Raw genomic sequence first — 11,718 nt, forward strand, 5'->3', positions numbered from 1 at the left:
GGCGCGGCCCAACGCACACGCGTCCATCCGGGCGCGTGTCCGCGCGACGCCGGTTACGGGCCCTGCTCGCCGCGTGTCATGCCCGGCGGATCTGCCGGGCAAGGTGTTCCGCCTGCACGAACCACCGGTCCAGCAGCAGCGCCACGGCGAAGGCCGCCGCCAGCGCCAGCGCCGCCGTCGCCGGCTGGCCGATCCACGCATGCGCCCCGATCAGGTTCAGCAGCACGTAGACCACGACCATATGCGTCAGGTAGACAAAGAGGCTGACGCTGGCCAGCCTGCGCAGGCCCTGCCCCATCCACAGCGGCACCGGGATCTCCCACCGCGACCAGGCAAAGACCAGCGCCACCGCCAGAAACAGCGCCGACGAGCTGTAGGCCGCCACCAGAGAGAAGACCCCCAGCGCCAGCGCACAAAGCGCCAGCGCCGCCGCCCGCTGGATCCGGCCGTCCGCCACCGCCAGCACCCAGCCCGACAGGAAGATTGGCAGGCACTCGAAGAACCCCTGCTCTTGTATGTGCAACGCCGGAAAGACCGAGAGCACCCGCGTCTCGCCATACATCTCCACCAGCATCACGGGGGACGCCATGAAAAGCATAGCCGACAGCAGGATCGACCCGCAAAACAGCACGACCGAGGTCCGCCACGGCGCCGCGCGCATCCGTCGCCGCAGCGGCGGCAGGCAAGCCATCACGGCCAGCGCCAGCACCAGTTGCACGTAAAGCGCCACGAACCAGTAGACGCCCATGATCGTCGTCTCGGTCAGCGGGTCGTAGTTCCGCGTCAGCGTGAAATACGAGATCGAGATCGGTCGCCGCAGCAGCTCGAACGAGATGATGACGGCATAGTAGAGCGGCACGATCGGGAACAGCATCTTGCCCAGGATCCGCCAGGGGCGGCCATGAATTACGCTTTTCATCTGGAATTGCGCGGCGGTCATGCCCATCAGCAGGACCAGGATCCAGGTGCCGCCCTCCAGCGGATAATCCGTGGCGTGCTGCACGACGACCAGCGATATCGCGCAGACCCGCAGCACCACATCCGCGCCGACCCGCGTCCGCGCGGCACGGCCCGGCGGCGCGGCGCCTGCAGCCAGCGCCTCCAGCGCGCGGATCGGCTGCTTCTCCCAGCCTTTGGGCACCGCGCCGATCAGGCTTTCCAGCCGCATCTGCACGCGCAGGTAGCTTAGGGAATCCCCGCCGAGCGCGTTATAGGTGTCATCGGGCGAGACCCGCCGCGACCGCGTCGCCTCGCGGATGATCTCGCGGATGCCCTGGCCCTCGCCCTGGTCCGTTCGCTGTGCCTGCTCAAGGGCCGCGCGGGCCTTGTCCTGAAGCGCGCGGCGGTCGGTCTTGCCATTGGGCAGATACGGTATCCGGTCCAGCGGCGCGGTCAGCACCTCGGAAGGCGGCAGATGGCAGGCGTCGGCCAGAAGCCCTGCGATCTCGGGCCCCGGGTCGTCCCCCTCCTGCGGCATGACGTAGAGGACCACCAGCCGGTCCTCGACAGCCTCGGCCATGGCGGGATGGCCGGCCTGCTCCAGCAGCGCCTCGACCTGGTCGAGGTTCAGGCGCAGCCCAAAAAGCTTCACGAAGCGTTTGCTGCGCCCCACGATGCGAAAGAAACCATCCTCCGTCCGCTCCGCGATGTCCCCGGTCCGCAGCACGTCGATCTCGCGCCCCTTCGCCAGGTCGGCCCGCGTCCCGGCGTAGCCCAGCATGACATTCGGACCTTCATAGACCAGCTCTCCGGCCACGCCCGTGCCGTCGACCGGCGCGCCGGCCTCGTCCGACAGCCAGATGCGCCCGCCGGGAATGGGCCTTCCGATCGTGTCGGCGGCCGCGGGCAGCGCCTCGGGCGGAACGTAGGACATGCGGGGCGCGGCCTCGGTCTGGCCATACATGATGTAGAACCCCCAGCCCTGCCGCCGCCCCTGCGCGGCCAGCGCGCGCACCCGGTGTGGCGCCAGCTTGCCGCCCGCCTGGGTCACATAGCGCAATCCCGGCAGGTCGGGCATCGCCCGGTCCCGCGTCGCGATGGTTTCGCATTGATGCGGCACGAGGGCGAGGCTGGTGACCCCGGCGGCCCGCGCGCCCTCCCAGAACTCGGGCTCGGTCACCGAGCGCGATGTCAGCCAAAGCGTGGCGCCGGCCTGGAGATAGGAATTCAGGACCGACAGGCCGTAGGAATAGAACAGCGGCAGGGTCGTCGCGGCCACGTCCCCGGGCCGGATGTCGAGATACGCGGCAATGGCGGCCGCGTTGGAGGCGATGTTCCCGGCTGAGAGCCGCACCAGCTTCGGGTCTCCGGTGCTGCCGGAGGTCGAGAGCAGCAGGGCCAGGTCGGGATGCGGCGGCGGTGCCTCCCCTGCGGGCGCCGTCGGTGGGGCGATCTCCAGGGTCCCGTCCCCACTGCGGCGGATATGGATCTCGGGCTGCCAGGTGCGCAGGATCGCGCTCTGCTCCGTCAGCGTGCCGGGCTCGGCCAGCAACACCGGGCAGCCCGCGCGAAGACAGCCGAGATAGGCGGCAATGGCCTCGGGCGTGATGTCGATCTCCAGCGCGGCGATGGCACCCCCACCCCCGCCCGCGGCGCGGATCCTGTCGCACCAGCCGCAGGCCAGGGCTTCCAGCTCTCGATAGGTCAGCCCGGCGCCACCTTCCAGCATCAGGGCGGTCCGATCCGGACTGTCATGTGCCAAATGCCAGAACACCCCGAGGTTTCCTCTTTCCGCTGCCTCGACCCCGGCGCGGACGCACCCGGAAATCCCATGGCAGTAGAGCATAGGCCGCTGTCACGGTGTTGAGAACCGCGGCCGCCCCTTCCACCGCTAATGCCGGTGCGAAGTGGACCTTCGATGCAACAGGGGCTTGAGCAGTGCGGAACACCTTTATCCGGCATGTCATGGGACATATGCGGGCGGGGCGCCCGACAGGTTCAGCTGCCGCGCCTCTTTGACAGGTCTCGGCCCGAAGGCACATGCCGGTCGTGTCTGCACAACGTGAAACGGCGCCCCTGATCCCCGGCGCGCCGCTTTGTATCTTGTCGAATGACCCCGCTTTCAGCAGCTGGGCAACGCCCTCAGAAGGTCAGCGTCGCGCGGACTGACACCGAGCGCCCCGGCTCGTAGAGCGGGATAAGACCATCGCTGACGAATTCTTGGCCATAGGTGCCACGGTCGGCATAGAGCTCGTCGAAAAGGTTGTTGACCTGCAGTCGCAGGCGCAGGTTCTCGAACCGCGGCGGAACGTATTCGACAAAGGCGTTGACCACCTGGTAGCCCGGGAGCGTGTCGGCCGGCGCACCGTCATAGAAACCGTCCTCGTCAAAGGCGATCTGCGCATCGGCGCCAAGAACCAGCCCGTAATCCGGCAGCGCCTGCAGCACTTCCAAAGTCACTTGCTGCCCGATCGGCGTGGTCAGGTACCGCCCGACATAGCTGTCCGCCGGGGCGCCGTTCACGTCGCTCTGGATATCCGCGAAACCGATCCGTACCCGGCCCGTCTGCCAGGCATACCCGGCCTTCAGCTCATACCCATCCGAGTTCACGTCCGAAGTCAGAGCCGGCCCGCCCGAGTAGCTGGGCGTGCGGGCGTTGTCGATGTCGGTCTTGAAGACCTTGCCGCTCAGGCTCCAGGCGCCCCAGTTGTAGGCGGCGGCGATGAAGTAGTTCTCGGATGTGACCGGCTCGATCCCGTCGGCGGGATAGGTCCAGTCCGGGTTCATGATGAAGTTCTCGGCCAGGGTGATGCCGCCCCAGATGTGGCTGGCCCCGGCGCTGAGCGTGATCGCGTCGGTCACGTCATACTCGACGGCGGCGTTGGCCGAGAGGCCGGAGTTGTCAAAGCTGCTGCCGTCGGTGCCGGTGAAGCTTTGCAGGTCGCCGCGCGCACCGGCCGAGATCCGCATCCGGTCGGTGGGTGTCAGCCGCGCCTGGGCGAAGAGGCCCACGTTCTCGGCGCTTTCGCCGGGGCGGAAGACGGCGGCGGGGTCGGCACGGTCGAGGTAGTCGATATAGGCGTCGTCGGAATAGAAATCGACGCCCGCCGTCACCGTGCCGATGGGCAGCGAGAAGCGGTTCTGGATGACGCCGTTGAAGCTGTCGGTCTTGCCCTGGCTGGCATCGTAATCCGTCGGCACCTCCAGGTTGGTGACGCTGTAGGCGACCAGCACCTTGGGGTCCCACATGTCGGTGGGCGCGTCGGTGGTGTAGCTGAAGACGATGTTCTCGCGGTTCAGGTCGTAGACCCGGGTGCGCAGGCTGCCATCGGCCGAGCCCATGTCGGCGCGGAACGGGCGCATGTCGTCGTCGGTGACATTCTCGTAGGTCAGCTCGAACCGGCCGCCGTTCTCGGCCGAATAGGCGACCTTGGCCAGCCCGCTGATCACGTTGGTGCCGGATCCGAGAATGTCGTTGCCGTCACCGTCGGTCTGGCTGTCGCCGGTGGCGTACTTGCCGTAGGCCAGCGCCTCGAACGGACCCTGGCGGGTCATCAGCGCCAGCGAGTTGACGAAGACGTCGCCGTTGGTCTGGTACTCGGTCGAAAAGATGCCGCCGTAGCTGAGGCCCGGTGCCAGCAGGTCATCGACATCCTTGGTCTCGAAGGCGATGGAGCCGGCGAGTGCGCCCGGCCCCCCATCGGCCGGGGCCACGCCGGGGTCGATCCGCACCTGCTTGAGCATGACCGGGTCGATGTATGTCGTGGCGTTGTGGTGGAAGATCTTGTTGTTCTGGCGCGAGCCGTCGATCGTGACGGCGAGGTTGTTCTCCTCGATCCCGTTCACGTAGATCTTCTGGGAAATGGGCAGCGAGCTGCCGACCTGCACGGTGGGCTCGTTCTTGAAGACATCCTGGAGGTTGTCGGGCTCGATCGTGTCAAGATCGTCGCTGTCGACCCCCACCTCGTTCACGCCGCTGTAATCAAGCACGATGGTGCCCAGGAAGTCAGGGTCGGCGGTTTGTGACAGGGCCGGGGTTCCGGCCAGAAGAACGATGGATGACAGGCGGATATGAGCGCGCACGGGTATTCCTTCCCCCCTCAGGGTGGCAGACAAGTCTCTGTTTCTCTTGAAAGCTGGCTGAGGTTGCCCTGGCGCGCTGGACGGGGCCTGTTCACGGCCCGGTGAACGTCAAACCAAGAAATGCCCCGGTGAGTCCAGCGGATTCTCGGGCAAAGGGGGCGGAATTGTCGATTTTTTCCCGGCGGGGCGGCTTGCCCGGCCCTTTGCTGGCCGGTCTCGCGGGCAATGGCGCGCCACTGCGGCGAGACTGGCCTGCAAGGGCCGGGCGAGCAGACCGCCGGGCCAGGGATCTCAGCGGATCGACCGGATCGAGCTTTCCAGAAGGTGCCTCGTATAGGGCTGCGTCACGTCCAGCCGGCGCATCGCGTCGATGCCCAGCACCTCGACGAACTCGCCGTCCTTCATCACCGCCGCGCGCCCGCACAGGTGCCCCACCACGCCCAGGTCATGCGAGACCATCACGTAGGTCAGACCCAGCTCCGACCGCAGATCGGCCAGCAGGTTCAGGATCTCGGCCTGGACCGACACGTCCAGCGCCGAAGTCGGCTCATCCAGCAGCAGGATCTCCGGCTCCGGTGCCAGAGCCCTTGCGATCGCCACGCGCTGCCGCTGCCCGCCCGAGAGCTGGTGTGGATAGCGGAAGCGGAACCCGGCCCCCAGGCCCACGTCGTTCAGCAGCCTGGTGATGCGCCGGTTAATATCGGTGATGCCCTGCAGTTCCATCGCCTCGGACAGCACCCGGTCCACCGTCTGGCGCGGATGTAGCGAGGCATAGGGGTCCTGAAACACCATCTGCACCTTCTTGTGGAACGCCCGGCTGCGTTTCTCGTCCTGCAGGCTTTCGCCCGCGACCGTAATCTCCCCGGTCCAGCCCGGCACCAGCCCCGCGATCACCCGCAGGATCGTCGACTTGCCCGAGCCGCTTTCGCCGACAAGGCCAAAGCTTTCGCCCTGCGCCACCTCGAAGCTCACGTCATTGACCGCGCGGGTCAGCTCGGCACCGCTGCCGAAATAGACATCTACGCCTCTTGCCTCGATCGCGTTCATTGGCGTGCACTCACCGACGGGGCCTCGCGCCAGGCCGGGTCGCGCTTCAGCACATCCAGCCGCGCGCGCGGGTGTTCCAGGTCAGGGACCGCGTTCAGCAGGCCCAGCGTGTACGGGTGTTTCGCGCGGCCCAGCTCCGAGGCCTTGCAGGTCTCGACGATGCGGCCGGCATACATCACGGCGATGCGGTCGCAGAACTTGGCGACAAGGTTCAGGTCATGGCTGATGAAAATCAGCCCCATGCCGCGCTCTTTCACCAGCTTGTCCATGATATCCAGCACCTGCAGCTGGACCGACACATCCAGCGCCGAGGTCGGCTCGTCCGCGATCAGGATCTCGGGCTTCGGCAGCAGCATCATGGCGATCATGATGCGCTGGCCCATGCCGCCCGAGACCTCGTGCGGATAAAGGGTCAGCACGCGTTCGGGATTGCGGATCGCCACCTCGTCCAGCATCTCCAGCGCGCGTTCCCCGGCGCGGGATTTCGACACCTTCTCGTGGGTGCGCAGGGCCTCGATCATCTGCTGACCGACCGTCATCACCGGGTTCAGCGAGAATTTCGGATCCTGCATGATCATCGACATCTGCCGGCCGCGGACCTGCCGCATGCGTTTTTCCGATGCGTTGAGCAGGTCCTGCCCGTGCATCTCCATCCGGTCGGCGGTGATCTGTCCCGGCGGCCGGATCAGGCGCAACAGCGCCCGGCCGGTCATGGATTTGCCGGACCCGGATTCCCCCACGATGCCCAGGCGTTCCTTGCCCAGCGTGAAGGAGATGCCGCGCACCGCCTCGAAGGTGCCCGAGCGGGTCGGAAAGGTGACGCGCAGGTTTTCCACGTCGATCAGATGGGTCATGCCCCGCCCTCCTTCGGATCCAGCACATCGCGCAGACCATCGCCCAGCAGGTTGAACGCCAGCGAGATGGCAAAGATCGCCAGCCCCGGGATCGTCGCGACCCACCAGTAATCCAGGATGTACTTGCGCCCTTCCGAGATCATCGCGCCCCATTCCGGGCTGGGCGGCTGCGCGCCAAGGCCGAGAAAGCCCAGACCGGCGGCGGTCAGGATGATCCCCGCCATGTCCAGCGTCACCCGGATCATCAGCGACGAGATGCACAGCGGCCAGATATGCCGCGTGATGATGCGGATCGGCCCGGCGCCCTGCAGCCGGATCGCGTGGATGAAATCGGCGGAGCGGATGGTCAGCGTCTCGGCCCGGGCGATCCGCGCATAGGGCGGCCACGCGGTCAGTGAGATCGCCAGCACCGCGTTCTCGATCCCCGCCCCCAAGGCGGCCACGAAGGCCAGCGCGAGGATCAGCCGCGGGAAGGCGAGGAAAATGTCGGTGAGGCGCATCAGCACCTCGTCGGTCCAGCCGCCCATGTAGCCCGCGATCGTCCCGATCACGAGGCCGAGCAGCGGCGCCACCATGGCCACCAGCAGCACGATGTAGATCGAGATCCGCGCGCCGTAGAGCAGCCGCGAGTAGATGTCCCGCCCGAGACTGTCGGTGCCCAGCAGATGCCCGTCCACCCCCGGCGCCAGCAGCCGCTGGCCCAGGTCCTGGGCAAAGGGATCGTCGGTCGCCAGAAGCGGCGCGAAGATCGCGGCAAGGATGATCAGCACCAGGATGATCAGCCCGGCCATGGCCAGCGTGTTCGACCGGAAGGTCAGCCAGCTTTGGTACCACGCGCCCCACCGCGCCTGCCGGCGGGATTGCGGCTCCTCGGCCAGCAGCCACTCTTTCAAAGATGTCTCGGCGCTCATTTCGACCTCGGATCCAGGAAGCGGTAGAGCAGGTCCGAGAAGATGTTCAGACCGACGAAGATCGCCCCGATCACGATGGTGCCCCCCAGCACGGAGTTCATGTCATTGGCCAGCAGCGACGTGGTGATGTAGCTGCCGATGCCGGGCCAGGCGAAGATGATCTCGGTCAGGACGGACCCCTCCAGCAGGTTGGCATAGGCCAGCGCGATCACGGTGATCAGCTGCACGCGGATGTTGCGGAAGGCGTGGTGCCAGACCACCTTCCATTCCGACAGGCCCTTGACGCGGGCGGTGGTCACATATTCCGAACTCAGCTGCTCCAGCATGAAGCTTCGCGTCATACGGCTGATGTAGGCCATTGAATAATAGGCAAGAATGGACGCAGGCAGGATGATATGGCTGAACGCGTCCTTGAAGACGGTGATGTTGCCGCGCAGCAGGCTGTCGACCAGCAACAGGCCGGTGATCGGCTCCACCAGGCCCTGGTAGAAGATGCCCAGCCGCCCGGGTCCGGCCACCCATCCGAGGATACCGTAAAAGACCAGAAGCCCGACAAGGCCCAGCCAGAAGACCGGGATCGAATAGCCGATCAGGCCGACAAGACGGGCCAGCTGGTCGATCCAGGTGCCCTTGCGCACCGCGGCGACCACGCCCAGCGGCACGCCCAGGACCACGCCGATCAGCGTGCCCAGCGTGGCCAGTTCCAGCGTTGCGGGGAAGACGCGGCGGATGTCCTCGGCCACGCTTTGTCCCGTCCGGATCGAGGTGCCGAAATCGCCATGCAGCACGTCGCGCACGTAGATGCCGAACTGAACGATCAGCGGCTTGTCGAGGCCAAGCGCGATGAATGTCTCGTCGTATTGCTGTTGGGTGGCCCGCTCGCCGATGACGGCGAGAACCGGGTCGATCGGCATCACCCGTCCGATCATGAATGTCACGAACAGCAGGCCCAGAAGCGTGATCGCCACGGTGGCGAGCAGCCGGATGGACTTGCCCAGGAATGTGGTGTGGAGGGGCGCGGGGCGCCCCCCCTTGGGATCAGCGAGGGATGTCACGCGCTTACTTCGTGATGACCCAGTAGGAGACCGCCGTGGTGGCGCCACCCGCGACGAAGTTCTCGACGCTTTCGCCCATGCCGTTCTGTTCGATCTGCTGGAACATCACGCCGAAGGGGCTGACCTGCTGGTGCTCTTTCTGCAGCGCCAGGTACATGTCGCGGCGCGCACCGGTATCGTTCTCGACGACCGCTTCCAGCGTCTGCTCGGACATTTCCGGGATGCCCCAGGCGTTCCGCCAGGCCAGCAGACCGGTGGCGCCCGCCTCGTCCGAATTGTCGGGGTTGTAGGCGAAGGTGCCGGCGTTGGTGTTCGGGTCCGGGTAATCCGGGCCCCATGCGCCGAGGTAGATGTCATGCTCGCGCGCACGATACCGGTCGAGCGTCTGCGCGCCGGTGCCGACGATCAGCTCCACGTCGCAGCCCAGCTGGCCCCAGGTGTTCTGCAGGCTTTGCGCGATGTCTAGACGCTCCTGCGCCTCGCGGACCGAGATCTTGATCGGGCCGCAATCGGCAAAGCCCGATTCCGCCAGCGCCGCCTTGGCCTTGTCCATGTCGTAGGTAAAGGGCTTGTCCTCCAGCGCGCCGAGGAAGGTCAGCGGCAGGAAGGCCTGGTGCACGGTGTACTGGCCGTTGAGGAAGCTGTCGGCCATGCCTTGGTAGTCGGTGGCCCATTTCAGCGCCTCGACCACCTTGGGATCGGCCAGCATCTCGTTCTTCTGGTTGGCCGAGAAATACATCAGACGGCCGCGCAGCTCGTCGACGATCTTCACGCCGTCGGTGTCGACCAGACCGGCCACGTCCTCGGGCGAGAGGTTGCGCGCCACGTCGATGTCGCCGCGTTCCAGCATCAGGCGCTGGGTCGCGCTTTCCTGGATGTGCTGGACGATCACCCGTTCCATCGCCGGCGCGTCGCCGCCGTAGTTGGGGTTCAGGTCCATCAGCACGCTTTCGTTCGGCTTCCAGTCCGCCACCTTGTAGGGGCCGGAACCCGCGGTGTTGGTGCGCAGCCATTCGTTGCCCATGTCACCGTCGACCTCGTTGGCCATGACGGTTTCACTGTCGACGATGCCACCGATGGTGGCGGTCAGGCAGTTCAGAACGAAGGACTGGGCATAGGGCTTGTCCAGCTTGAGCACGAGCGTATTGTCATCGGTGGCGACGATCGTCTCTTCGACATTGTCGGCAGTGAAGCCGAACTGCGTCAGGATGAAGGACGGCGTCTTGTTCAGCAGCACCGCGCGGCGCAGCGAGAATTCCGCGTCCTTCGCCGTCACCGGGTTGCCCGAGGCGAAGACATGGCCGTCGGCCATGGTAAAGGTGATCTCGGTCCCGTCTTCCGAGATTTCCCAGCTTTCGGCGAGCTGCGGGCCGAAACCGGCATCCAGGTCGAGCGGATCGAAATTCACCAGCTTTTCATAGACGTTGCGCGACACGTCGGCGCCGGCGAATTCAAAGCTTTCGGCCGGGTCGAAGGTCTTGATGTCGTCGATCCGGTTGGCGATCACCAGCATGTTCGGCGGCGTCTCGGCCATGACCGGCGCGGCGATCCCGCCGGCCAGCATCGCGACCACGGCGGCCGCTACAAAGCGATTGCGTTGTTTCATCTGTCGGAACTCCCTGTTGGTTCTCTTTTTCATGACTTTTGTCATTCTCCCCACGTCCGTTTCAGGACGCGCAACCAGTTACCATGCGTGACCTTCGCCAGCAGCGTGTCGTCCACGCCATGGGCCTGAAGGGCCGCCACAAGATTGGGCAGACCGGCGCAATCCCGGATCGGGCGCGGCACCAGAGAGCCGTCGAAATCCGATCCCAGACCGATCCGGTCCTCGCCCAGTCTTTCGACCAAGTGGTCAAAATGCCGGAGCAATATGTCAAGCTCGAAATCGTCATCCTTGCGTCCGTCGGGCCGGAGGAAGGCGCTTGCCAGGTTGATACCGACCATCCCGTCGCTTTCGCGGATCATGTCCAGCTGGCGGTCGGTCAGGTTGCGCGCGTGATTGCAGACGGCCCAGGCGTTGGAATGGGTGGCCACCAGCGGCGCATCGGTGATCGCGGCCACGTCGTCGACACCCGCGGCGTTCAGATGCGACAGGTCGATCATGATCCTGAGCCGGTTGCACTCACGCACCAGCGCGCGCCCCAGATCGGTCAGCCCCGGCCCGATGTCGGGATCCGCCGGATAGCGGAACGGCACGCCATGGCCGAAAATCGTGTCCCGGCTCCAGACCGGGCCAAGCGATCGCAGGCCCCGCGCGTGCAATTCGTGCAGCACGGCAAAGTCCGGGTCGATCGCCTCGGCGCCCTCGGCATGCAGGACGGCGGCCAGCGGCTCGCCCGGCAGGGCCGCGGCGACCTCGGCCGCGGTGCGGCACAGCGTGATGGCCCCGGCCTGCTCCATCGCCTCCAGCGCGTCAAAGCCGCGCCGCGTCCAGTCCAGCGCAAAGCCCTGGTCCAGCGGCTCGGGCTTGGGCACGTCATAGGCGGCCAGTTTCATCTGCGCGTCACGGTCCGACCCGCCATCAGGGTTGGGCGTGAAGACGGCGAAGAAACCGCCCCCCAGCCCGCCGCTTTGCGCCCTGGGCCGGTCGATATGGCCGTCGGGCAAGCCGTCGGCCAGTTGCCCGGGCGTCACCTGTCCGCGCATCACCCGCAGCACCGTGTCGTTATGTCCGTCGAAGAAAATCTGCTTGTCGATCATTCGTATTCCCGTTGCGGTTCGGCGCGGCCCGGACCGTTTCAACACTCGTCCGATACGCGTAGCATCGGTGACTGCCAACAGTTGACCCGGCGTCGCCCCGCCGCTTTCTTCTGCGCGCCCCTGCGGCCT

Annotated in this window: 8 protein-coding genes; all 8 read right to left on the reverse strand. The window is 66.2% G+C overall.

Annotated elements, in window-relative coordinates:
- Positions 1 to 76 precede the first annotated feature (76 nt).
- The 8 genes from ATO3_RS10070 to ATO3_RS10105 all read right to left on the reverse strand — a co-directional run bounded on the left by ATO3_RS10070 (position 77) and on the right by ATO3_RS10105 (position 11,589).
- Positions 77 to 2,713: an AMP-binding protein gene (locus tag ATO3_RS10070; RefSeq protein WP_158217937.1), complete on the reverse strand. Its 2,637-nt coding sequence runs from the start codon at positions 2,711 to 2,713 to the stop codon at positions 77 to 79.
- A gap of 368 nt (positions 2,714 to 3,081) precedes the next feature.
- Entirely contained in the window at positions 3,082 to 5,022 is a 1,941-nt protein-coding gene (locus ATO3_RS10075; protein WP_158217938.1) for a TonB-dependent receptor domain-containing protein, read from the reverse strand.
- A 291-nt stretch (positions 5,023 to 5,313) separates the two neighbouring features.
- The gene (locus ATO3_RS10080; protein ID WP_088649712.1) at positions 5,314 to 6,069 is read right to left on the reverse strand and encodes an ABC transporter ATP-binding protein; all 756 of its coding nucleotides are present in this window, start codon (positions 6,067 to 6,069) and stop codon (positions 5,314 to 5,316) included.
- The gene (locus ATO3_RS10085; protein WP_088649713.1) at positions 6,066 to 6,923 is read right to left on the reverse strand and encodes an ABC transporter ATP-binding protein; all 858 of its coding nucleotides are present in this window, start codon (positions 6,921 to 6,923) and stop codon (positions 6,066 to 6,068) included. The genes ATO3_RS10080 and ATO3_RS10085 overlap by 4 nt, the downstream gene beginning before the upstream one ends.
- The gene (locus tag ATO3_RS10090) at positions 6,920 to 7,834 is read right to left on the reverse strand and encodes an ABC transporter permease (RefSeq protein ID WP_088649714.1); all 915 of its coding nucleotides are present in this window, start codon (positions 7,832 to 7,834) and stop codon (positions 6,920 to 6,922) included. Before ATO3_RS10090 ends, ATO3_RS10085 begins: the two co-directional genes overlap by 4 nt.
- On the reverse strand, positions 7,831 to 8,832 hold the full coding sequence (locus tag ATO3_RS10095; RefSeq protein WP_269845408.1) for an ABC transporter permease: 1,002 nt from the start codon (positions 8,830 to 8,832) through the stop codon (positions 7,831 to 7,833). The genes ATO3_RS10090 and ATO3_RS10095 overlap by 4 nt, the downstream gene beginning before the upstream one ends.
- 61 nt (positions 8,833 to 8,893) lie before the next feature.
- Complete coding sequence (locus ATO3_RS10100) at positions 8,894 to 10,495, reverse strand: ABC transporter substrate-binding protein (RefSeq protein ID WP_088649715.1); 1,602 nt, start codon at positions 10,493 to 10,495, stop codon at positions 8,894 to 8,896.
- 41 nt (positions 10,496 to 10,536) lie between these two features.
- Entirely contained in the window at positions 10,537 to 11,589 is a 1,053-nt protein-coding gene (locus ATO3_RS10105; RefSeq protein WP_088649716.1) for a dipeptidase, read from the reverse strand.
- Between the last annotated feature and the right edge of the window lie 129 nt (positions 11,590 to 11,718).

Source organism: Marinibacterium profundimaris, from assembly GCF_002210095.1.
Lineage (GTDB): Bacteria > Pseudomonadota > Alphaproteobacteria > Rhodobacterales > Rhodobacteraceae > Marinibacterium > Marinibacterium profundimaris.

Coding starts and splice junctions, on each gene's coding strand:
- ATO3_RS10100 (WP_088649715.1), bottom strand. CDS start 10,495: ATGAAACAACGCAATCGCTTTGTAGCGGCCGCCGTGGTCGCGATGCTG.
- ATO3_RS10085 (WP_088649713.1), bottom strand. CDS start 6,923: ATGACCCATCTGATCGACGTGGAAAACCTGCGCGTCACCTTTCCGACC.
- ATO3_RS10090 (WP_088649714.1), bottom strand. CDS start 7,834: ATGAGCGCCGAGACATCTTTGAAAGAGTGGCTGCTGGCCGAGGAGCCG.
- ATO3_RS10080 (WP_088649712.1), bottom strand. CDS start 6,069: ATGAACGCGATCGAGGCAAGAGGCGTAGATGTCTATTTCGGCAGCGGT.
- ATO3_RS10105 (WP_088649716.1), bottom strand. CDS start 11,589: ATGATCGACAAGCAGATTTTCTTCGACGGACATAACGACACGGTGCTG.